The 20849-nt window shown below is 59.4% G+C and carries 22 protein-coding genes; 10 read left to right on the top strand and 12 right to left on the bottom strand.

Going from position 1 to position 20849, the window contains the following annotated elements; all coding sequences use genetic code 11:
• The first annotated feature begins 6 nt into the window (after window positions 1-6).
• Window positions 7-708, top strand: a complete 702-nt coding sequence (locus tag SYN9616_RS0103310; RefSeq protein WP_369791917.1) for a metal ABC transporter ATP-binding protein — start codon at window positions 7-9, stop codon at window positions 706-708.
• A complete protein-coding gene (locus tag SYN9616_RS0103305) occupies window positions 701-1495 on the top strand; it encodes a metal ABC transporter permease (protein WP_028951852.1) in 795 nt (264 codons plus the stop codon). The genes SYN9616_RS0103310 and SYN9616_RS0103305 overlap by 8 nt, the downstream gene beginning before the upstream one ends.
• 33 nt (window positions 1496-1528) lie before the next feature.
• Here SYN9616_RS0103305 and SYN9616_RS0103300 read toward each other — a convergent pair whose 3' ends face one another.
• Both SYN9616_RS0103300 and SYN9616_RS0103295 read right to left on the bottom strand, forming a co-directional pair.
• Window positions 1529-2566 carry a glycoside hydrolase family 10 protein gene (locus tag SYN9616_RS0103300; protein WP_084218383.1) on the bottom strand — a complete coding sequence of 346 codons (1038 nt, stop codon included), beginning with the start codon at window positions 2564-2566 and terminating at the stop codon, window positions 1529-1531.
• A gap of 201 nt (window positions 2567-2767) precedes the next feature.
• Window positions 2768-3763: a ribose-phosphate pyrophosphokinase gene (locus SYN9616_RS0103295; RefSeq protein ID WP_028951850.1), complete on the bottom strand. Its 996-nt coding sequence runs from the start codon at window positions 3761-3763 to the stop codon at window positions 2768-2770.
• Between the two features lie 56 nt (window positions 3764-3819).
• On the opposite strand from SYN9616_RS0103295, the gene SYN9616_RS0103290 reads away from it, so the two are divergent.
• Window positions 3820-4350: a hypothetical protein gene (locus tag SYN9616_RS0103290; protein ID WP_028951849.1), complete on the top strand. Its 531-nt coding sequence runs from the start codon at window positions 3820-3822 to the stop codon at window positions 4348-4350.
• Here SYN9616_RS0103290 and SYN9616_RS0103285 read toward each other — a convergent pair.
• Window positions 4310-5269 carry an LCP family protein gene (locus tag SYN9616_RS0103285; RefSeq protein WP_028951848.1) on the bottom strand — a complete coding sequence of 320 codons (960 nt, stop codon included), beginning with the start codon at window positions 5267-5269 and terminating at the stop codon, window positions 4310-4312. The genes SYN9616_RS0103290 and SYN9616_RS0103285 overlap by 41 nt on opposite strands.
• A gap of 78 nt (window positions 5270-5347) precedes the next feature.
• Here SYN9616_RS0103285 and SYN9616_RS0103280 point away from each other — a divergent pair, with 78 nt between their 5' ends.
• Window positions 5348-6376, top strand: coding sequence for an NAD(P)-dependent oxidoreductase (locus tag SYN9616_RS0103280; RefSeq protein WP_028951847.1), 1029 nt, complete (start codon window positions 5348-5350; stop codon window positions 6374-6376).
• 36 nt (window positions 6377-6412) lie between these two features.
• Window positions 6413-7975, top strand: a complete 1563-nt coding sequence (gene malQ / locus SYN9616_RS0103275; protein ID WP_028951846.1) for a 4-alpha-glucanotransferase — start codon at window positions 6413-6415, stop codon at window positions 7973-7975.
• Here malQ and SYN9616_RS15090 read toward each other — a convergent pair.
• From SYN9616_RS15090 to SYN9616_RS0103245, 6 genes are all read right to left on the bottom strand, one after another.
• Window positions 7897-8826 (bottom strand): RodZ family helix-turn-helix domain-containing protein, encoded by a 930-nt coding sequence (locus SYN9616_RS15090; RefSeq protein ID WP_037990631.1) that lies wholly within the window; start codon window positions 8824-8826, stop codon window positions 7897-7899. The genes malQ and SYN9616_RS15090 overlap by 79 nt on opposite strands.
• Complete coding sequence (locus SYN9616_RS15085) at window positions 8817-9560, bottom strand: pseudouridine synthase (RefSeq protein WP_037990630.1); 744 nt, start codon at window positions 9558-9560, stop codon at window positions 8817-8819. The genes SYN9616_RS15090 and SYN9616_RS15085 overlap by 10 nt, the downstream gene beginning before the upstream one ends.
• Window positions 9557-10708 carry a cell wall metabolism sensor histidine kinase WalK gene (locus SYN9616_RS0103260; protein WP_028951845.1) on the bottom strand — a complete coding sequence of 384 codons (1152 nt, stop codon included), beginning with the start codon at window positions 10706-10708 and terminating at the stop codon, window positions 9557-9559. Before SYN9616_RS0103260 ends, SYN9616_RS15085 begins: the two co-directional genes overlap by 4 nt.
• A 7-nt stretch (window positions 10709-10715) precedes the next feature.
• Entirely contained in the window at window positions 10716-11438 is a 723-nt protein-coding gene (locus tag SYN9616_RS0103255) for a response regulator transcription factor (protein WP_037990628.1), read from the bottom strand.
• 69 nt (window positions 11439-11507) lie between these two features.
• Window positions 11508-11927: a hypothetical protein gene (locus SYN9616_RS0103250; RefSeq protein ID WP_028951843.1), complete on the bottom strand. Its 420-nt coding sequence runs from the start codon at window positions 11925-11927 to the stop codon at window positions 11508-11510.
• 41 nt (window positions 11928-11968) lie between these two features.
• On the bottom strand, window positions 11969-13168 hold the full coding sequence (locus SYN9616_RS0103245) for an ABC transporter substrate-binding protein (RefSeq protein ID WP_028951842.1): 1200 nt from the start codon (window positions 13166-13168) through the stop codon (window positions 11969-11971).
• On the opposite strand from SYN9616_RS0103245, the gene SYN9616_RS0103235 reads away from it, so the two are divergent.
• A complete protein-coding gene (locus tag SYN9616_RS0103235; protein WP_028951841.1) occupies window positions 13145-14374 on the top strand; it encodes a hypothetical protein in 1230 nt (409 codons plus the stop codon). The two genes, SYN9616_RS0103245 and SYN9616_RS0103235, sit on opposite strands and share 24 nt — an antisense overlap.
• Here the strand turns inward: SYN9616_RS0103235 and SYN9616_RS0103230 are convergent.
• A complete protein-coding gene (locus tag SYN9616_RS0103230; RefSeq protein ID WP_028951840.1) occupies window positions 14352-16001 on the bottom strand; it encodes an AarF/ABC1/UbiB kinase family protein in 1650 nt (549 codons plus the stop codon). The two genes, SYN9616_RS0103235 and SYN9616_RS0103230, sit on opposite strands and share 23 nt — an antisense overlap.
• A 174-nt stretch (window positions 16002-16175) precedes the next feature.
• Here SYN9616_RS0103230 and SYN9616_RS0103225 point away from each other — a divergent pair, with 174 nt between their 5' ends.
• Window positions 16176-16436 carry a hypothetical protein gene (locus tag SYN9616_RS0103225; protein ID WP_028951839.1) on the top strand — a complete coding sequence of 87 codons (261 nt, stop codon included), beginning with the start codon at window positions 16176-16178 and terminating at the stop codon, window positions 16434-16436.
• Window positions 16437-16737: 301 nt separating this feature from the next.
• Here the strand turns inward: SYN9616_RS0103225 and SYN9616_RS0103220 are convergent, their stop codons facing one another.
• Both SYN9616_RS0103220 and SYN9616_RS0103215 read right to left on the bottom strand, forming a co-directional pair.
• On the bottom strand, window positions 16738-16986 hold the full coding sequence (locus SYN9616_RS0103220; protein ID WP_028951838.1) for a DUF1651 domain-containing protein: 249 nt from the start codon (window positions 16984-16986) through the stop codon (window positions 16738-16740).
• A 917-nt stretch (window positions 16987-17903) separates the two neighbouring features.
• On the bottom strand, window positions 17904-18311 hold the full coding sequence (locus SYN9616_RS0103215; RefSeq protein WP_232199966.1) for a hypothetical protein: 408 nt from the start codon (window positions 18309-18311) through the stop codon (window positions 17904-17906).
• Between the two features lie 310 nt (window positions 18312-18621).
• Between SYN9616_RS0103215 and SYN9616_RS0103205 the strand changes: the two genes are divergently transcribed.
• The 3 genes from SYN9616_RS0103205 to SYN9616_RS0103195 all read left to right on the top strand — a co-directional run bounded on the left by SYN9616_RS0103205 (window position 18622) and on the right by SYN9616_RS0103195 (window position 20845).
• Entirely contained in the window at window positions 18622-18933 is a 312-nt protein-coding gene (locus SYN9616_RS0103205) for a hypothetical protein (RefSeq protein ID WP_156918646.1), read from the top strand.
• 104 nt (window positions 18934-19037) lie between these two features.
• Window positions 19038-20492, top strand: a complete 1455-nt coding sequence (locus SYN9616_RS15080; protein ID WP_084218290.1) for a lysine decarboxylase — start codon at window positions 19038-19040, stop codon at window positions 20490-20492.
• Complete coding sequence (locus tag SYN9616_RS0103195; RefSeq protein WP_051410927.1) at window positions 20393-20845, top strand: septal ring lytic transglycosylase RlpA family protein; 453 nt, start codon at window positions 20393-20395, stop codon at window positions 20843-20845. The genes SYN9616_RS15080 and SYN9616_RS0103195 overlap by 100 nt, the downstream gene beginning before the upstream one ends.
• Window positions 20846-20849: the final 4 nt, after the last annotated feature.

Here is a 20849-nt window from a genome sequence, read left to right as displayed (position 1 = left end):
ACCCTTGTGACAACAATCACTTCGTCTACTAGTACGGGTCTGCAGGCGCATGATCTCTGCTTCGGTTACCAGAACCGGGCGGTGATCGACAACGTCAGTCTGGAACTCGAACCGGGAACGCTTACGGCACTGGTCGGGCCGAATGGTGCCGGCAAATCAACCCTGCTTCATCTCCTGCAGGGGCGCCTGAAAGCCAGCAGCGGCAGTGTGCAGTGCCTCGCCAGCATCGCCCTGATGCCCCAGCGTGCTGCCATCGACTGGAGCTTTCCCATCACGGTGCTCGAGATGGTCAAACTCGGCAGGGGACCCAAACGCCATGGGCCTGGGAACGAAGACGTTGATCAGATTCTTGAGCGCGTTGGCATGAGCAACCTGCGCAACCGCCGCCTCAGCCGGCTCTCCGGTGGTCAGCAGCAACGGGTGCTTTTGGCACGGGCGCTGACTCAGCAAAGTGGCGTTTTGCTGCTGGATGAGCCCTGCAGCGCAATCGATCCACCCACCCGTGAACATCTGCTGGATGTGATGCGTCAGCAGGCTGATTCAGGCCAGACGCTTCTCGTGAGCAGTCATGACTGGGGAAGCGCTCTCGACAGCTACGACCGCGTTGTCGTCCTCGACGGCAACGTGCGCGCCTGCGGCACGCCCGTTGAAGTGAGGGAACACCTCAGCGACATGACTTGCATGATGGGGAGCAGTTGTTGTGATTGAAACCGATCTCTGGTGGCTGGTTCCGCTGATCCTGGCCTTGATGATCGGCCTGATCTGTCCCGCAACTGGATCGCTGTTGATCACGCAAAGACGGATCCTGCTGGCCAATCTGATGGCGCATTCCGTCCTGCCGGGACTGGTTCTCGCCCTTGCCCTTGAGTTGGATCCCACCATCGGAGGCCTGATCAGCGGTCTGTTGGGAGCTTTGTTGGCAGAACGTCTCAATCAAGGCTTCCAGGGCCGCGAAGAAGGGGCCATGAACACTGTGCTGGCCGGATTCATGGCCCTCGGAGTTCTGCTTGTGCCCCTGCTTCAGGCCCGCGTTGATCTAGAAACTTTGCTTTTTGGCGATCCGCTGGCGGCCAGCGGTGCCGATCTGATCCGTACGGGAATCGCTGCGACTGCATTGGTTCTGCTTCTGATCAGCTCATACAGCGACCTGGTGTTCCTCGGTGTCGATCCCGATGGAGCCGTCGCCGCAAAGCGACCCGTGACCCGCATCCGCTTCATCACCATTGTCACCACGGCTCTTGTGGTGATCAGTGCGATTTCAGCCGTTGGAATCATTCTGGTAATCGGGCTTCTTTGCGCACCTGTTTTGGTGCACGTGGAACGCAGCCTCAGCCTGCGCCAGTTGATGCTGCGTTCTGCGTTCACTGGCGTACTGCTCTGCAGCAGCGGCATGGTTGTAGCGATCTGGGCTGACCTGCCACCGGGACCGATCATCGGAGTGCTCTGCATGCTGCTGCTTATCTTCAGACAACTCACCGGGATTGGATCCCGATGAACTCATCAACCTCGGTTGGCATGTCGTCTGCAATCAGTCTGAGGAGCCCAGTCTTCTGAAGTCGTTGTATCGAGTGCTCCGTGCAGCTTGAGGGACGTGTTTGCCCCATAACCCTTCCCAATAGAAAAAGATCACCCCGTGCCCCCGTTGGCGGGAGAGACGAACCTTTTCCTGAAGATCCCGCATCGAGGTTGTTCGTTTGCCGAAGCCCGCGAGGATTCCGATCTGTGTGGGGATGCCCCACTCCCGCGCTTTGCGAAGGGCTGGCTGGTCGAGGTCGCGGGCGAATCCCTTGATCGAATACGCATAGTTCTGAACCACCAGTTCATCGATCAGCTCTCCCATGGCCCAGAGTTCCCAGTCCTGCAGCCAGAGGTTGTAGGCCTGCCGGAAAGGTCCCGGAGAAAGACTGATCCTGCTTGGTAAGCCCTCCCGCTTCAAGGTGCTGCGCAGCTCCCTCAACAAGCTGGTGAGCTGTTTCCTCCGCCAGGTCATCCAGTGGCGATTTGTGTGATCCCGCGGCGGTGCTGCCCCCGTCTGCTGCTGATAGAGGGACGTCGTGAAGCGGTCGTAACCGAACAGCACAGGCCAGGCGAAATGATCGTCCAGCTGCAACCCGTGCATCGGACAGCGCCTGAGCGTTTCAACCACCAGCCCAATGAAACGCTTTCGCACCTCGGGGTGGGCTGGATTGAGCCAAGCCATGCGGTGACTGCCGTGCATGGTCATGGTGGTTTGCCCGTTCGCCTTGGCCAGCACCCACTCCGGATGGCGTTTCACCACCTCGGCGTTTGCCGGCTCCATCAACCCGTATTCAAACCAGGGCATCACCTTGATGCCGCGCTTGCGTCCCTCCTTGGCCAGGGTGCAGATCGGATCCAAAGACACGCCGGCCTTCTTCAGCGGAGGCTCCAGAGGCGCGAAGGCACTCTTGTGAAACGTCGTGCCGCGGCTCCACACATTCGGCACAACACGATCGAATCCGGCCTCCTGCAGCTGCTCCATGGCCAGGCGGATCCTCTGGCGGTCGTAGTACAGAGGGCTCGGACTGTTCGTGAGCCAAACCCCCATTGGGCGACGTGACGTCAACAAGCGATCCAGACGGGACTGAGCCTGCACTGGAGAGACCAAAACCAGAAGAGACAGCAAGCCAAGGGATGACTTCAACCAGGACGCCGTCAACACACTGGAAAACTTGCTTCCGACAGGTTCGCTCGGGTTTACCCGCCCTGTCTCACACTCCGGCCCGCTCCCTTAAGAGTCCATCCCGCTTCAGCGGAACATCGAGCTGACGGAACTTTCTTCGTGGATACGCCAGATCGACTCCCCGAGCATGTTCGCAACCGAGAGCACCTGAAGCTGAGGAAAGATGCGGTCCTTCGGAATCGGAATGCTATTGGTGACGACAACCTGCTCAAACAGTCCATCGGAGGACAGCCGTTCAGCAGCCGGTGGGGAAAACACCGCATGGGTTGCGCAGGCGATCACACGCTTGGCGCCCTGCTCGCGCAGCAATCGGGCACCGGCGCAGATGGTGCCGCCGGTATCGATCATGTCGTCGATCAGCACCGCCGTCCGACCGGACACATCTCCGATCACGGTGAGGCTTTCCGCCATGTTGTGCCCCGTCCGCCGCTTGTCGATGATCGCCAGGGGAGCATCATTCATCTGCTTGGCAAACGCCCTGGCCCTGGCGACACCGCCCACATCCGGCGACACCACCACAACGTCTCCGAGGTTTTGTGTGGAGAGATAATCCACAAGTACCGGTGAGCCATAGATGTGGTCGCAGGGGATATCGAAATAGCCCTGGATTTGCGCGGAATGGAGATCCATGGCCAGAACCCGGTCCACGCCGGACTTCACCAGCAGATTGGCAGTGAGCTTGGCGGTGATCGATTCTCGGCCTGCGGTCTTGCGATCAGCGCGGGCGTAGCCGTAGTACGGAACCACTGCGGTGACCTGCCGTGCCGAAGCTCGACGGCAGGCATCCACCATGATCAGTAGCTCCATCAGGTGATCGTTCACCGGAGCGCAGGTGGGCTGGATCAAAAAGACATCGCAGCCGCGGATCGATTCCTGGATCTGCACATAGAGCTCACCATCGGCGAAGCGCTTGCACACCCGCGGGCCGTCAGGGACTCCGAGATAGGCCGCGATCTCCCTGGCCAATCCAGGATTGGAGGTGCCACTGAACAGCCGCAGCCTGCGGCTGTCAGGGATCAGGTGCTCCTGTTCGTCGCGGACTGCGGTCAGGAAACTGGTCACGGCGCCCGCGGGACAGATTCTGCTGTAATCCGATGGTAGTGCTGTAATGGCGATTCATGACCACAGGTTGTCTGGCTTTGGTGGGCACCGGCCCTTTGCCAGCCCTGCTCATGCATCAGGCCGCCATGGCGCTCTCCCAGGAAACGGGGCGTCCGCTGATCAGCCACGGCATCGGTGAATCCCCGAATGCTGTCCTGAGCAGCTGTGCGGACTCAACTTGCCTTCTGAGACTCAATGGCGATGCCGGGCGCCTGCATCCGTCTGGAGGCAGCTGGCTCTCCGCCCTGGCGGACTGGCGTCTTCCGGTGTTGTTGCTCACACCCGGTGAATCCGATGGAGGGGTGCCGGGAGCTGCGGCCGCCTGGGTGGCCCTCTGCCATCAGCTCGGGGTCCCCCTGATCGGCATCACGCAACTGCGGGGAGCCTGGCAAACCCAGGCGAGACGTCGTGATGGACTTCCCTGGTGCGGCTGGTTACCGGATGCCCAGCACCCCCAGCATCAGGACGGTGTCACCGCGCTGGGCAGCAGGATCCTCAACCCTCAGTTCACGGCGTCGGCCAGAGCGGCAGCGGCAGCCCAGGTTTGAGCTGCCGCAGGGTCTGTTCACCCACTGCAGGGGCCAGCGGGAGCTGGCTGAACTGCACCGGCGCCGGGCTGGCGATCAACGCAGCCGCCAGGCTCAGCATTTCGCTGTAGCTGAGATTGGTTTCCAGCTGACCATTGACCTCATCCAGAAGCACGCGGATGCCGACGATTCCGCTGGGAGCCTGCAGCTGATCCACCACCGATCGCATCAGCATCTGCTGCCTGAGACGCCTGTTCTCGTAATCGCGACCGTTCTGAAGCAAGCGCGCTAACTGTTCAGCCTGAGCTCCGTTGAGACTCTGCCGACCGGCCTGAAGATCAACGCCGTAGCCAAGACTTTTGTCCGTTCGCTTATACGACTGGCTGAGGATCACATCCACTTCGCCCAGACCATCCACCAGGGTGCGCAGGGTTTGACGGGGAACGACGACGTAACGCTGCAGATCCGTGTCGGCAATGCCGACGATTTCCCGTATCGCATCAGCCATCAGTGAGACCCCGCCGGAGCGCCAGAGTCCGCCCAGGGCCATGGGCTGATCGCTGCCTGGAAGCTGCACCGCCAGCTCCGTTGGGACCTGCAACACCCTTAAAGGTTGCTTGGCATCGATGCGCACCAGGAGCAGGGCATCGGCATTGGCCGGACCCTTGGGTGCGGCCTGGTTGGTGGGATCGCTGAGGTTGTCGGTGTCGACACCAATCACCAGCAGCGTGATCGGCATCGCCGGAAACTTGGCCAGGCTCGTGGGATCGGAAACACTCGGAGGCCCCCCCCTGGCAACCCGATCCGGCTCCGGCCACACAATCGAAATCAGCCAACCGGAAACACCAACCCCAACAAGGGTTGCAGCGATGCGCAGCATGGTCCTCAGCGGGTGACGACCGAACCACCGCTTCAGCCGCTGTTGATCAGATGCTGCCATCACTCCCGAATGCAGGCGCTGATCAGTTTCGCCCAAGTCCCAGGTCCGTAGTTTTGGTGACATCGATTCACCGCCGCAATGCCCCTGCGACATGACTTCCGCAGCCGACCGCCGGAGCAGGTGCGGGTGGTGGTCTTCGGAGCGACGGGATACATCGGCCGCTTCGTGACCCGGGAGCTGATCCAGCGGGGCTATCAGGTGGTGGCCTTCAGCCGCGATCGCAGCGGAATCGGCGGTCGCAACCGCCGCAAGCAGGTTGTTGCGGATTTCGCTGGTGCCGACGTCCGCTTCGGAGACGTCACCGATGCCGCATCCATTGCTGAGAACGCCTTTGATCAACCCGCCGATGTGGTTGTTTCCTGCCTGGCCTCACGCAGCGGCGGCCGCAAGGATTCCTGGGCCATCGACCATGACGCGACCCTCAACACCTATCGGGAAGGGCGCCGGGCCGGAGCCGCTCATTTCGTGCTGCTCTCGGCCATCTGCGTCCAGAAACCACTGCTGGAGTTCCAGAAAGCCAAGCTCGCCTTTGAATCGGTGTTGCAGCAGGACAGCGAGATGACCCACTCGATCGTGCGGCCCACCGCGTTCTTCAAAAGCCTGGCCGGGCAGGTGGAGAGCTGTCGAAAAGGCGGTCCCTATGTGATGTTCGGGGGCGGCAGGCTTGCAAGCTGCAAACCGATCAGCGAGGCCGACCTCGCCAGCTTCATGGCGGATTGCCTCAGGGATGAGGACAAGATCAATCGGGTCTTGCCGATTGGCGGTCCAGGACCGGCCATGAGCGCTCGTGAGCAGGGCGAGCTGCTGTTCCGAGCCCTCAACCGCAAGCCGCGCATGCTGTCGGTGCCGATTGCCTTGATGGATGGCCCGATTGCATTGCTTGAGGGGCTTTCACAGTTGTTTCCAGGACTTCAGGACACAGCGGAATTTGGCAAGATCGGCCGTTACTACGCCAGCGAATCAATGCTGGTGTGGGATTCAGAGCAGGGGTGCTACGACGCCGAGGCCACCCCCTCCACAGGCAACGACACTCTCGAACAGTTCTTTGAGCGGGTGGTTCGGGATGGACTGGCGGGACAGGAACTGGGCGATGCGGCCTTGTTCTGAAAAAAAAGCCATCCTGAGATTGAAACGGAGTGCCCGATGGATCAGCAGACGCCGCCACGGGCACGAACAACCGGGGTTCTCCTGCACCCCACCGCCCTACCCGGCAGCCAGGTTTGCGGAAGTTTCGGGGAGCCCAGTCGCCGCTGGTTGCATCAACTGGCGTCCAGCGGAATCGGCGTCTGGCAGCTCTTACCCCTGGCACCACCGGATCCCACAGGCTCGCCTTACAGCTCACCCTCCTGCTTCGCGATCAATCCCTGGTTTCTTGATGCTGCTGATCTGAGCAGCGAGGGTTACATCAGTGCGGAAGCGATGGCGGCCCTGCCGGGAGCCGATGCACCGGTCGATGGCGTCGGTCCGCTGGATTTCGACTTGGCGACGCAACGCAGCGACGCCTTGGCGGATGCCCTGGTTGCACACTGGCCGCAGCAAGACAACAGCCGGAAAGACGCCTTCAACCACTGGTGCGCTAATCAGGCATGGCTGGCGGATCACGTTCACTTCATGGTCTTGCATCACCAGCATCACGGCCCCTGGTGGACCTGGCCGGCAGCACTGGCAAGCCACCAGTCCAAGGCATTGCAGGACTGGGCGGCAGAGCAGGGGGATGCACTGCTGCGTGAGAAGTTGCTGCAATGGCACCTGGATCGCCAGTGGCAGGCCATTCATGACCTGGCCAAGGAGCTGGGCATCCAGCTGTTCGGAGATGTGCCCTTCTACGTGAGCTCCGACAGCGCCGATGTGTGGAGTCATCGCCATCTGTTCACGATCGAGGCCGATGGACGCCTCACCACCCAGAGCGGCGTTCCGCCCGACTATTTTTCTGAAACCGGACAGCTCTGGGGTTCACCGGTGTACCGCTGGGCCCGCCATCGCCTCAGTCGCTTCCGCTGGTGGCGATTGCGCATTGGCCGGCAGCTGCAGCTGGTGGATCTGTTGCGCCTTGATCACTTCCGTGCACTGGCGGGATTCTGGGCCGTTCCCGGTGCGGACAGCACTGCCGAAAACGGGCGCTGGGAAAGCTCCCCCGGTCGATCGCTGCTCTCCAAGTTGCAGCAAGACTGCGGCGGCGTGTTGCCTCTGATTGCCGAAGACCTTGGGGTGATCACACCGGATGTGGAATCGCTCCGGGATGATTTCGAGCTACCGGGAATGAAGGTGCTGCAGTTCGCCTTCGATGGTGAGGTCAACAACCCCTACCTACCGGAAAACATCAGCGGAGAACGCTGGGTGGTTTACACAGGCACCCACGACAACGCCACCACCCTGGGGTGGTGGCAGCAACTGGACGACGGAGGCCGCCATCGGATCAGCAGACGAGCACCAGGGGCCGTTGAAGCCCCGGCATGGGCGCTGTTCGACATGGCCTTCGCCACGACGGCGCGGCTCGTGGTGGCCCCTCTTCAGGATCTGATGCATCTCGACGATCAGGCCCGCTTCAACACCCCAGGAACCAGTCAAGGCAACTGGAACTGGCGACTGCCACGGTTTGATCATGCCCTGGACGGCGCCCTCAAGGGTTACGGAGAGCGCGGTGCCGTCTGGGGACGCTCACTGGCCGGTGCATCAGCTTTGCTCACGGGAACCTCCACCCGGTAGAGCCCCTTCTGTTTGCCATCCGGCTGTTGCGGCGTGCCGTTCCAGAGCACCTTGTCCTCCTGGGAAGCAGGCGGCTCGATCAGCAGCTCCACGGGCGGTAGCAACTGCAGCGTCAGCGCCCCGGAACCAGCCTTGAGCTTGAGACGGTCACCACCACCACTGGAGATCTGCAGCTGTCGAGGTGTTGTGAGAATCACCTCGAGGACGCCGCTGGAGCGGTTGGCAGCACCTTTATCGGAATCGAGCCAGTCCAGAAGCTCGCGGCGTTGCGCTCGCTCGAGTGGACGCAGCGAGGCCACATCAGAGTCATCACGGTTGGGGCCGCCGCCCTGGGCAAGGTCCCGCAGATCCGCCCTGACCGGTTCGAACGACGGGCTGTTGCGCTGCGCGAGATCCTGCTGTTGACGGTTGAGGGCCAGCAGGCTCAAGGCGATGACGATGGTGTAAACGACGCTGCCTTGCCAGGTTGTGAACACATCGATGCTTCCCGGCGTGAAGCGCCTGAGGCCACCGGAACGCATCTGGCGCACAGCGGCACGGGGAGGCAGCACCGGCTCGAGGCAACCCGCAGGCAGATCCAGACGACGCTCCAGTTGTGGAAGCATCGACGCCAGATAGGCCCGCTCCGGCAGACGATCGTTCCAACCACGTTCGAGCGCTTCAATCACCGGCGTGGTGATCCGGGTTTCATTCGCCAGATCCCGCAGGCTGAGGCCCAGCTCCTCCCGTCGTTGCCGCAGCATCGATCCGATATCGGCCTGTGCCTGGAGGCCATCCACTGGAGCGGTTTGCGCACCGTTCTCGTCAGTGACCTTCCTCCACCAGGAGGGACGGGGGAGCTTCAGTCGCATGAGCCTGGCCGCAGCGCTTCACCTTCCAGCAGGTCACGCCATTCTCCCTCGCAGAGTTCACGCCAGCAGCCCTCCGGGAGATCCCCGAGCTGCACGTGGGCGATCGCCGTGCGTTGCAAATCAAGAACCGGGTGGCCCAAACCATCAGCCACGCGCCTGATCTGGCGGTTGCGGCCCTCCTGAAGAATCACCTCAAGAAGGGTTTGCTGCCGTTCGCGACACAACAGTCGGACCTGAGCAGAGCGGGTTGAACGTCCATCGAGGGGCACCCCACGGCACCAACGCTGCAGCGTCCGCTCACTGGGCTGTCCCTCGACCCAAACCCGATACGTCTTGCGGTGGTCGTAGCGGGGATGGGTCAACCGAAGCGTGAGTTCTCCAACATCAGAGAGCAGCAAAGCCCCACGACTGTCGGCATCGAGGCGTCCAACGGGATGCAGCCCCCCGCGCTGATCAGATGGAACCAGGTCCAGAACGGTGGGACGGCCCTGCGGATCCACGCAGCTGCTGATCACTCCGATGGGTTTGTTGACTAACAACACCCGCCGCCGCTGACGGGTCGGCAGAGGACGGCCATCCACGCAAATGAGCTGATGCTCCGGATCAGCCTGGTCGCCCAGGCCAGCCTGTTGCTGATCGACGCTGACACGCCCCTGCTGCAGCCACAGCTCCGCCTTCCGCCGTGAGCAGAGACCGGCCGCTGCAATCAGTTTCTGCAAGCGCTGCCGAGTCACGAAACCGGCAGGCTTTTGGGCAGCAGCAATTCCATGCAGGTGCCGCCAGCAGGATGGTTGCGCGCATCAACGCGCCCGCCATGATTCACGGCGATCTGTTGAACGATGGCCAGGCCTAAACCGCTGCCGCTGCCGCTTCGGGCAGAACGGGCCCTGGACGGATCTCCCCGGTAGAAGCGCTGAAACATGCTGCCCAGGTCTGATTCACTCAGGCCGGGACCGTGATCCCGGATCATCAGCATCCACCAGCCGCCACTCGAGACCACCTCCACCTCAACGCTGGAACCGTCTGGGGAGAAGCGCAAGGCGTTGTCGAGAAGATTGAGCACCGCACGATGCAGCCGCCGCTGATCGCCCATCAGTGGGCCTGGTTGGGAACGATCCAGCACCAGTTGCACCTGACGTTGCTCAGCCAAAGGTCTGACGCTGCTCCAGGCGTTGTCGACCAGATTTTCAAGCGTGATGGGGATATAGCCGTCATTGTCCTGGAGCAGGCAGTTCTCCAGCCGGGAGAGCTCCAGCAGGTCCTCCACCATCAACTGCAAACGCTGCAACTCCCGCTGGAGGCGTTGAACCAGCACGGTGTCTTCACCGTGAACCGCCATCTCAAGACGATCGCTCACCAGCATCAGAGCTGTCAGTGGGGTTTTGAGCTCATGGGCCACATCGCTCACCCAGCGTTCCTGTTGCTGCTGCTGTGCTTCCAGGGACTGTCGACTCTGGATCAGAACCAGCAGCCATTCTTCGGAGCCCGGCAGCACAAGGGCTTCTAAGGGCTCCCCCAGTTGTTCCCATTCGCTGCGTTGCGGCCGCTGCTGATGGCGTGTGCTGATGATCGCCTCCTCAAGCTGAGGGATCGAGAGAACCTCATTGAGCGGCCGTCCGCGGACCAGCAGATTGCGTGTGATGTGGAGAAACCGCTCGGCGCGGGCGTTGATGTAGGCGATCGTGAGATCGGGCGCCAGGATGACCCAACCCTGAGTGGCGGCATCGATCCAGGCCAACAACTGGGGCGTGTTGATCGTTCCGGGTGGAAATCCGGGGCAACCGTCATTTGCAACCGGATCGCGACGGCGATAACGACGACGTTGAACAGCCAGGGTGACCATCACACCGATCAGCAGGCCGCAGATGGCAGACAGCAACACGGAACGATCAGCCGAAGCGGTAACCGAAACCGCGCACGGTACGGATCAGTTCCGGTGCGGATGGATTCTTCTCGATCTTCTCCCGCAACCAACGGATATGGACGTCCACGGTTTTGGTGTCGCCAACGAAGTCCAGTCCCCAGATCTTCTCCAGCAACCGATCACGGCTCCAGACCCGCTTGGGATGCTGGATGAACAACTCGAGAATCTTGTATTCCTTCGGCGATAGGTTCAGATCCTCTCCATCACGGGTCACCCTGCACTCACTCATGTACAGGCAGAGATTGCGGTGCTGCTGAATCTCCGCGGGTGTGTTGGGCAGCTGGCGTGCGCGTCTGAGCAGAGCGCGGCAGCGAGCCACCAGCTCCCGCAATCCAAAGGGTTTCACCAGGTAGTCGTCAGCCCCCACCTCCAAACCCAGGACCCGATCGGTCTCACCGTCACGAGCGCTGATCACCAGGATCGGCGTGTTGTTGCTGACGCGACGCAGTTCGCGGCAGAGATCGAGACCACCGAGGCCTGGCAGCATCAGATCCAGAACCAGCAGGTCCACGGGTTGACGCGACTCATCGGTCAGAAGGGAGAGTGCCTCCTTGCCGTTTGAGGAGGTCATCACCTCATAGCCCTCAGCTTTGAGGGCTTCTCCAACGGTTTCTCGAATGCTGTCGTCATCTTCAACAACCAGGAGACGTCCTGTGGCGACGGCTCCAGCGGGCAAGGTTGTCACCATCGAATCTCAGACCGACATCACCAGTTTGAGACGAGAAGGCTCAACAAGCATCAAAGCCGCACCAATTGATCAGAAGAATTCGTCGAAATTATCGAAATCAACGGCCTTGAAATTGCCGCTTTCCACTTGCTGCATCAGGCGTTCAAGCTGAGCGAACAAGGCTCCTCCCGTCAGCAGCGACAGCACGAAGGCCACGAGCAAGGCAACCCCGGCGGAAAACCCGAAGATCTGCAGACAGCAACCGATGAACAGGGTGATGCCGATCAGGGTGCCGGCAAAACTGATGGTGATCTCAGTGGTACCAAGAGGCAGAAGGGGAAGACGATCCTCTTTCCAGCCATCCAGCTTGTTTTGCACCTGACGGCCGAAGGTGAGGCCGCAGAGCACGCCCATCAGCAGACCGACGCCAGCCATCAGGTAAGGCGGCTCGGGCAGCATCACCATCTGGAGCAGCTGCTCGAGCTGTTCGTCGGTCAACTCGTCGATCATCACGACCTCAGCATTGGAGCCGCGACCTTAGCGATCTCGGCTCAGGGTTCCCAGTTCTGGGAACCCAGAAAGGTCAGTTCAACGAAATCGCTGGCCTGGTGATCCTCCCGATCCATATCCAGACGGAAACCACCAAGATCTAAATCATTGATCGACTCAAGCGCCGCAACGAGATCCGGGCGGGAAGGATCCTTGCCGGCACGGTCCAGAGCCGTGGTGACCAGACGAGCTGCCAGAAAGCCCTCGAGGCTCGTGAAACCGAAATCGGGATCGTCGCTGCTGGAGCGCATCAACTTCTGGTACTGGGCCACGACGGGAATCCAGCGGTTCCAAGGGAAGGGAACCACCTGGGCGACACCGATTCCGTTCGCTTCACCCACCGGCATGGCCTGTTGCAGCGCCTTGGTGCCAACAAAAGACACGTTCATGATCTGGGCACGACTGCCCTCGTCCCTCAGCTGGGTGGCCAGGGCAGCAGAGCTCACGTAGGCGGACACCACGATGACCCCATTGGGGTTCACCGACAGCAGCTCACGAACAGCCTGACCAACCTGAGCCGAATTGCGCTGCACTGTGGCTGTGGCAACGGGTTTCAGATCGTGGCGAGCAAGAGCCTCTGTCGCAGCCGTGAGGCCGTCCTGCCCGAAGGCGTCGTCCTGATACACCACGGCGATGCGGTGATTGGCATCCCGCACCAGCTCCTCCACCATCGCCTCGATCTCGAGGCGATAACTCGCTCGCAGATTGAACACCATCTCCAGATCAGGGCGTCTCAGCAGACTGGCCCCGGTCATCGGCGCGACCAGGGGTACCGAGGCCTGCTCAATCAAGGGCAAGGCAACCTTCGTGGTGGGCGTTCCGACGTAGCCGAACAACGCCAGCAGATCCTGACGCTGCAAGAGTTGCCGGGTGTTCTCAAGTGTTTTGCTGGGTTCGTACTGGTCATCCAGGCTGACCAGGCGAATCGGACGTCCATGGATGCCGCCACGTCGATTCACCTCCTCAAACCAGGCCAGGGCTCCGCGTTGATACTCAAGGCCGAGCTGGGCCGATGGTCCAGTTAGGGGCAAGGACTGGCCCAGAACCAGCGCATCACTTCCGGCGCCGAGATCGGCTATCGGCTTGCGGGAGTCCGCGATCAAACGCTGAAAAGGGACCAGTGCCAGACCACCGAGCAGCAGTCCACAGGCCAGAGTGCGAAGAGAGGCGAGCCGCTGATGGCCCCGAGGAAACAGAAGCACTGGAACATCCTCGCTGCGATCTCAATTCTGCTTGCTGCCGTCCTGGCGGTGTCTGGAATCAGCGAGCTCGATGTCAGTCGCGTGCCGAGTCGCGATGCGCTGAGGCTGGCCTCATCATCCAGGGCCCTGACGACCGATTCCCGCCGCCTGCCGTCGGATGGCTGGACCTCGCTGCGTGGGCAGCTGCTCTCAGACCGCGAAACCACGACGGACCAACAGGCCCTGGAGGACGCCAAGTTCCACATCCAGGCGGGCGTCTATGCCACCAGCACCTACGACCTTGATCTGAGTATCCCGAGCTATTCCTCCAACGGATACGTCTGGCTGCGCTGGGACGAAGCCATGCAGCAGTACCTCAAAGACCAGGACCAGTCGATCGACGAACGAATCACGTTGGTGAATGCCCTGCTTTCGGATGCAGATCCTGTGTTGACACCACTGGTCCCAAAGCCGGTGCAGCAGGCTGATGGCAGTTACTACCAGTTGTTCACATACCTGGGGCGCTTTTACATCGACAAGGCGAGTTTCCGTCACTTCCCCTTCGTGACGGTGAGCCTGCCCCTGGTCCTGGAAATGGAGGACATCGAGGGGAGCTTCGACTACACCAATCTGCGCTTTGAAGCGGATGTTCAGAACAGTGGCATGGGACTGTTCGCCGGCATCATCGGCTGGCTCAACCGTGGCTGGTCGATCGCCGAATATCGCCACAATTACGCCACCAACTTCGGGCTGGGTGGCAGCGCCGACGATTACAGCTTAATCGTCTATGACATCTCCTTCGGGACCTCTGCCTGGTCTGCCTTCTGGCGGTTGATGCTGCCGCTGCTGGTGGTGATGGCGATGGTGCTGCTGGTATTCAAGGTGCGGGCGGATGAACAGGATGCCCGTGCCGGGATCCCCGTCACGGTGCTGCTCACCCTTGTCTTTCTGCAGCAGACCTACCGGGATGAACTCCCCGATCTGCCTTTTCTCACCTTTCTCGATCAGGTGTACGTCGTCGCCTATGTGGTGACCTTGCTGGCCTTCGTGCTGGTGATCTACATCGGTCGACGCTACGGAGAGATGGAACTGATGCCGGAGGGAGCGAAACGGGAACAGATCGAGCAGCGCCTGCACCGACTCGATGAAATCTGGCCGCTGACGGTGGTGATCTTCAGTTCGATCAGCATTGTGCTCTGCTGGCTCACGCTGCCGCCAGGGGGTTGAGCTGTTGCAACAGCCCCCCTGCGATGCGACCGGGGCCGAAGGTGCGGCCGATCAGTCCAGCCAGGGCTCGGACGTCATCGGTGTGAATTCGATCGTCACGAATCAGGTTGAGCAGCAATCGCTTCCGCAGATCAGCACCATCACGACTGAATAACAGGCGCAGACCGGCTCCAGCCACTGGAATCAACTCCTTTCCGGGTGCTGGGGCATCCTGTCCCACCACAGCCAGCAGGCTTTCGAGACGATCGATGCGAAGGCGGCCTTCCGTGTCGAAGATCACCTCCATGAGCTTGTCCCGCATCTCACTGGTGTCGCCGGCCAGAAGGCGACGGGCGACATAGGGATACGCCACCGCGATGATCCGGAACTGAGGATCGAGGCGCAGGGCCAGGCCCTCCTGGCTCACCACGGCCCGGATGATCAGGGCAAAGCGGGCCGGCACGCGGAAGGGGTAATCAAACATCAGCTCCGAAAAGCGATCCGTGATCGCCTTGAAGTTGAAGGAACCGACCGAATCACCAAGACTGCCGCCAAGCACTTCCTCCAATGCCGGAATGATCGGACGCAGGTCAGCTGTAGGGCTTAGGAAACCGAGGGTCTGGAAGTCCTTGGCAAGAGCCTCGAAATCCTTGTTGATCAGATGAACAACCGCGCCAGTGAGGGTGAGGCGGTCGCTATCACTGATCGAGTCCATCATCCCGAAATCGACGTAACCGATATGGCCCATATCACCGCTGCGGCCCTGACGGGCAAACAGATTTCCGGGGTGAGGATCAGCGTGGAAATAGCCGAACTCCAGCAACTGCTGCAGGCCGCTGATCACCCCGGTACGGATCAAGGCGGTGGGATCCAAATGGAGATCCAACAGCTCCTTGCTGTCGCGCATCTTGGCGCCATCCACCCAGACCGTGGTCAACACACGACGGGAACTGAGCATGCGCTCAACCCGTGGCACATAAACGGCTGAGTTGTTGGCGAACATTGCCGCGAAGCGCTCAGCATTGGCAGCCTCCTGTTCGTAATCGATTTCTTCGAACAAGCTGCGGCCGAATTCATCGATGATGTCGCCGAGGCCAAAACCGAGGTTGAGCGGCAACAACGGTGCCGTCATCACGCCCAGCAGACGAATCAAGACAAGATCACGGCGCAGGATGAACTGCAAGTTCGGCCTTTGAACTTTCACAGCAACCCAGGCATCGCCCTGGAGGCGAGCCTTGTAAACCTGGCCGAGGCTCGCGGCAGCGACGGGATGATCCGGAAATTCCTCGAACAACTCGTCAGCGGGAGCTCCGAGCTCCGTCTCAATCCGCTTTAAAGCGATGGCATGGGAAAAAGCCGGCAGGTCATCCTGCAGTCGTGTGAGCTCCTCCAGCCAATCGCGCCGCACCAGATCGGGGCGTGTCGACAAGGCCTGGCCAACTTTGATGAAACAGGGACCCAGGCCGGTGAGGGTGTTGAGGATGCTGCGTGCAACCCCTTGCTGAACCTTGGCGTCTGCGCTGCCTCCTCGCACAAGCAGTACGAGAATTAAACCGCTGAGCGACCACAGCACCTGGATCAGTCGCGGCACAGCCACCCAGGGCCGCAACATCAACCACACCAGATCCCGTCTGGGGTTGTAAGCCATCAAGCGAAGACGGTACAAATCACTACTTTAAAGAGAAAAACACGCACCCCAGGTGCTGATCAGGCCAGTAGCCAACTGGAGCCACTGAAATCAGGAACGGTGGAACGCTTGGATCAATCAGCTCGCAAGACAAGGGAAAACCAACTAGGGTCTCACCCCTGTCTCATGTAACTCATGTTGCAAGCGATTGTTTCACTGGTGCTTGCAGCCGTGATGTGGGTGCAGGTGCCTCAATGGCAACCCGATTGGTCTCAGTGCTCAGTCGACACCCCCGACGTTGATTGCCATTGGTATGTGGTGGCACCGGACAACACGTTTGGAGAAGGCTTCAGCTGGGAGAACGCGCCATGGTTCAGCGTTGAAGGGCTTGAGGATGTGGCCCAGCTGTCCTCCACGATGAGCAAGATTCACGATCAAGCGTCAGCCGAGGCCTGATCAACCTCTCGATGGAGCTGATCGAGGCATTGCAAACAGATAACAACTTGACGTATTCGCAGCCAGTAAGCCTCACATATTTGTTTGAAGGCACCGACAGAGCGACGTTCACAGCTTCACGAAACATCAATAGAAGCAGACGACAAACCAATTAGTTCTGTGCGGAGGATCGATTCTGAACTGAGCAAATCAACGGATGCCGCCTGCATCAGCGAAGGACACACTGAATGAGCAGGTAAAAGCGGATGCCTGCAGCGCCGGGCGTGGGTGGACTTTGAGGGAGATGGTCCACCCTTGCTCCCTATGCCACGGCGTCATCACCCCAGGCAGGGGCTGTCTGCACCCAACCGCTGGATCGCAACGCCTTCCAAAGCGCGATCGCATCCGACTGCCTCAGATAACGCCTGCTCTTGAGCAGAGCAGGCTCTCCAGCCGGCATCTCCCTGCCGTAGTCCACGAAAACCCTTGGATCACGCTGCCAGGACCTTTCGTCCTTGTGAAACCGAGCAACCCAATAACTTTCGCAGTCCGTAAGCCAGCCCTCTGCCATACCAAAACTGATAGTACAGGCGTATTATTAGCGAAATCCCAGGCGCTGCGCAAATAAAAAATCTGAACATCAGAGCAGAGCAAATGCCTCAAGAGTCGCTCACAGCCGTATGCAAAAGGAAAATTGGCCTTGATTGATGCACCGAAAACTACATCACAACCGTGAACCAATACCAATTCGGCTGCATTGAAGGACAAAGTCGAGGCAAACTTCGCGGAACCAATGCCGGCGCTCTCGCCCAAAAGATCAGACCTTGGTGCCGCCTTGATTAAAAACCGGTTGTCCCCAAAACTTGAACTACCTTGAGAGCTCAAAGCCGAAAGTCACTCCGTGCCGCCCAAAACCATGCCGTTTCTCGAGGAACAAAATTGAATTGTTCGGGATACTCACGAACTCTCTACAACGAGAATTTATCAGCACTCGCAATACTATTTATAACCAATCTGAACAAAGATTCAGAATATTAGATAGATGATATCCAGAGTAATACCATTGAGTTTCAAACATCTCTGAAGATGATCGCTGTTAAAACTAGAAGTACAAATACAGAAATATTTTCATTTCCCTAATATTTGCTAACAAAATTGTTGTGTGGTCGACGGAGGTGCACCACCGGAGCGATTCGACCACTTACTTAGGTTGACGGGCTAATCATTGATTAGCGATACACCACCTATTTTCTTAAGAGGAACGGACCTGACCGCACCCAGCGGGTGCGGTCAGGTCTTCACCCGTCGGGCATCGCTCTACCCGGCTTCCAGGCCCAACTAGCTGCCTGACGCACTGATGATGGTACGAAAAAACTTTGATTGTCGAATAAAAGCCAGCTTTTTTCGACATCCACAAAAGTCAGACAAGACGCAGGGCGAGATGGGGGGCCTAAATCGGTCCATGCGCCAGCCTCCATCAAGGGATCATTAGGGCAACTGCTCAGTGCAAGTACCCCAACGAGCCATCTGGATCAGTTCGCCCAAATCACCAGGAAAACCCAATTCGTACGACCAGGTTTGGTCGCCGAGGTTCACAAGCCTAAACAGGTTGATGACTTCACCCGGCATCGCAAGCCAACTCACCAAGGTGATGGCGCTTGAAGAAGGCTTCGTTTCATAAAAGGAAGTGAATGTCTCAGAACTCTCTATGGATTTGATGCGAAGGGTCACACTTGACTCATCACGATCGAGAGTGAAGCGATGCACCGACAATGGTAAATCCGTATCAAATTGGTCTGGATTAAGAACGCATTTGAGCTCAATGGGCTTTACCAGAACAGGGGGTGACAACGCAAGCATAAAAATTGGCAACGACCGCAGAGCGATTGACGTCATACCCATGACTTATTCAATCCATTTGCATCTGATTATTCCAAAGAATTGCCCTGTCGTCGAGGGTTCAAACCACACTCTGCACATGATGCATTTGGTTAGGTTTGGCTTGTGGGCTTTGCTGGGATTCCTTTGGCTTAACATTCAAGCCACAAAAGCGATGCCGAGAATACTTTTGATGAGGACAGACACAGATGAGGACAAAGTAAACTATAATTAAATGCTCTTGTTTATGTCCTGTATAAAGCATGAAATTGCAATCTTTGTCGCCATTGGCCTTTGGATGCAAATTCCGCCGTCCTCTGCGGCTGACATGAGCGCCAGCGAAGAACAGATTTACATGTTCGGACTTCATCTTGGCTGGGCAGCTGCAGAATGCAACCTCTACGAACAAGGAAAAATTGCCAAATCCACGGTTACGTCAACATTCACAAGAATTGGACAAGACAAAGATTTAAGAGACATCTCCAAAAGCGCTGTTTACCAAACAATTGAGCAAAGCAGCGAATTACCAAATGTCGGCAAGCACTTGAATCCTGGAAAACCAGCCAGTGATGGTTATCGCATCAATCGAGTTCTTACATGGTCAATGAATGGCATGAATTCGACAAAGCAACAACTTTAAACAGCCCAGATCCCTTCACCATTGCAGCAATAGATGCCTGTAAAAACTCGGACAAAATTCGCTGACGACTGTCCTTTAGCGTTGTTCAAGATCCACTTGAAGTGATGACGCTGCTGTCCCTGTTGCAGCGGAATGTAGGGACAGCCCTTTGTTTGCCGGCGCACTGTCGTGGCTTAGCTCTGCCGGCTTCGTTCAAGCGTCTCTTGCGCCAGCGTCCTGGCCGGTGGGATCTGCCGGAACTTCCCAGCATCGGCGGACCACTGATCAGTGATGGAGCCGTCGCCGACAGCCAGCGACATGTCGCCGCAGCCATGGGAGTTGATCGGGCCTGGTATGGCGTCAACGGCGCTACCGGAATGCTCCAGGCCGCTCTGCTGGCCGTTGCTGCACCTGGCCAGGCCGTGCTGATTCCCCGAAACAGCCATCGCAGTGTTCTGCAGGCCTGCCTGCTGGGCGATCTCGTGCCCCTGCTGTTCGATCTGCCGTTCCAGAGCGATCGCGGACAACCGGCTCCTGCCGATCAGGCCTGGATGCAGCGCGTTCTGGCCGAACTTCCACGCAATGCCCCGCCGATTGCCGCCGCTGTTCTGGTACATCCCACATATCAGGGCTATGCGAACAATCCAACCGCTGTCATCCAACTGCTGCAGAAGCAAGGTTGGCCTGTGTTGGTGGATGAAGCCCACGGCAGTCATCTCGCGCTGGCCGGCGAGACCGAACTTCCGCCATCCGCGCTTCACGGGGGAGCCGATCTGGTAGTGCATTCCCTACAGAAATCGTCCTCGGGGCTGGCTCAGACGGCCGTGCTTTGGTTGCAGGGACAACGCGTCGACCCGGACGCTGTCGAACGCAGTCTCGGCTGGCTACAAACCACCAGTCCAAGTGCCCTGCTGCTGGCCTCCTGTGAATCGGCGGTCATGGCCTGGAGCAATCGGGCAGGACGGCAACGACTGATGCGACGTCTACAGGAGGCACGACGACTGCGTGACTGTCTCAGCGGTAAGGGGGTGCCGTTGCTGGCCAACCAGGACCCACTGAGGCTGGTCTTGCATACAGGTGCAGCAGGAATCAGCGGACCCGAGGCTGATGCCTGGCTGCTATCGCGTGGGCTGGTGGCGGAGCTCCCGGAACCGGCCACACTCACCTTCTGCCTGGGCCTGGCGAAGCGCAGGGGTCTGGCGTCCCTGCTCACCCGCCGTTGGAAACAACTGCTCAAGGCTCACCCCGATCGTCAGGCGCAAACAGCCTTCAGTCGCCCACCGCTGCCGTTGGTGGCCACACTCTCAATGCCCCTGGGACAGGCCTGGCGGGCTCCTGCGCACTGTGTGCCGTTGAGCGACGCGGAAGGAGGCATCGCCGCAGAACCGATCTGCCCGTACCCACCAGGGATTCCCTTGCTGGTTCCGGGGGAACAGCTGGATGGTCCACGCTGGCGCTGGCTGCTTGAGCAACAGGGGCTATGGGGGGATCAAATCCCCCAGACAGTGCGACTGGTGAATGGGGAGCGCGATCCGGTTCGGATCGCTTCAATGCAGCCAGATCCGTCACTGCAGTGCTGATCCGTCTTTTGCTTTTGATGTTGCTGAGCACGGCACCACTGGCTGCTCAGTCCAGATTGATCCAGGTGGTGAATGGCCAAGCCAGCTGGTATGGCCCTGGCTTTTATGGGCGTCGCACTGCCAGTGGTGAGACATTGCGGCGAGGCACATTCACCGCAGCCCACCGAACCCTGCCCTTCGGGACACTCGTGAGAGTGACGAATCTGAGCAACGGCCGTTCCGTTGTTGTTCGAATCAACGATCGCGGGCCCCATCGTCGTCACCGCGTTATCGATCTCGCCCATGGAGCCGCCAGCGAACTGCGGATGATGCAGGCAGGCGAGGTTCCAGTGCGCCTGGAAGTCATCGAATGATCGA

Origin of the sequence: Synechococcus sp. CC9616 (assembly GCF_000515235.1) — a bacterium.
Lineage (GTDB): Bacteria > Cyanobacteriota > Cyanobacteriia > PCC-6307 > Cyanobiaceae > Parasynechococcus.
Note: the sequence above shows the minus strand (reverse complement) of the source record. Positions and strands in the feature narration are given on the sequence as shown.

What these genes read in the sequence shown, in the direction of transcription:
- SYN9616_RS0103205 (WP_156918646.1), top strand. Translation starts at nt 18,622, where the DNA reads ATGAGCGCCAGCGAAGAACAGATTTACATGTTCGGACTTCATCTTGGC.
- SYN9616_RS0103285 (WP_028951848.1), bottom strand. Translation starts at nt 5,269, where the DNA reads ATGGCAGCATCTGATCAACAGCGGCTGAAGCGGTGGTTCGGTCGTCAC.
- SYN9616_RS0103255 (WP_037990628.1), bottom strand. Translation starts at nt 11,438, where the DNA reads ATGGTGACAACCTTGCCCGCTGGAGCCGTCGCCACAGGACGTCTCCTG.
- malQ (WP_028951846.1), top strand. Translation starts at nt 6,413, where the DNA reads ATGGATCAGCAGACGCCGCCACGGGCACGAACAACCGGGGTTCTCCTG.
- SYN9616_RS0103300 (WP_084218383.1), bottom strand. Translation starts at nt 2,566, where the DNA reads ATGGGGGTTTGGCTCACGAACAGTCCGAGCCCTCTGTACTACGACCGC.
- SYN9616_RS0103290 (WP_028951849.1), top strand. Translation starts at nt 3,820, where the DNA reads ATGACCACAGGTTGTCTGGCTTTGGTGGGCACCGGCCCTTTGCCAGCC.
- SYN9616_RS0103250 (WP_028951843.1), bottom strand. Translation starts at nt 11,927, where the DNA reads ATGATCGACGAGTTGACCGACGAACAGCTCGAGCAGCTGCTCCAGATG.
- SYN9616_RS15090 (WP_037990631.1), bottom strand. Translation starts at nt 8,826, where the DNA reads ATGCGACTGAAGCTCCCCCGTCCCTCCTGGTGGAGGAAGGTCACTGAC.
- SYN9616_RS0103280 (WP_028951847.1), top strand. Translation starts at nt 5,348, where the DNA reads ATGCCCCTGCGACATGACTTCCGCAGCCGACCGCCGGAGCAGGTGCGG.
- SYN9616_RS0103220 (WP_028951838.1), bottom strand. Translation starts at nt 16,986, where the DNA reads ATGGCAGAGGGCTGGCTTACGGACTGCGAAAGTTATTGGGTTGCTCGG.
- SYN9616_RS0103225 (WP_028951839.1), top strand. Translation starts at nt 16,176, where the DNA reads ATGTTGCAAGCGATTGTTTCACTGGTGCTTGCAGCCGTGATGTGGGTG.
- SYN9616_RS0103195 (WP_051410927.1), top strand. Translation starts at nt 20,393, where the DNA reads ATGGGGGGATCAAATCCCCCAGACAGTGCGACTGGTGAATGGGGAGCG.
- SYN9616_RS0103230 (WP_028951840.1), bottom strand. Translation starts at nt 16,001, where the DNA reads ATGGCTTACAACCCCAGACGGGATCTGGTGTGGTTGATGTTGCGGCCC.
- SYN9616_RS0103235 (WP_028951841.1), top strand. Translation starts at nt 13,145, where the DNA reads ATGGCCCCGAGGAAACAGAAGCACTGGAACATCCTCGCTGCGATCTCA.
- SYN9616_RS0103215 (WP_232199966.1), bottom strand. Translation starts at nt 18,311, where the DNA reads ATGACGTCAATCGCTCTGCGGTCGTTGCCAATTTTTATGCTTGCGTTG.
- SYN9616_RS15080 (WP_084218290.1), top strand. Translation starts at nt 19,038, where the DNA reads ATGACGCTGCTGTCCCTGTTGCAGCGGAATGTAGGGACAGCCCTTTGT.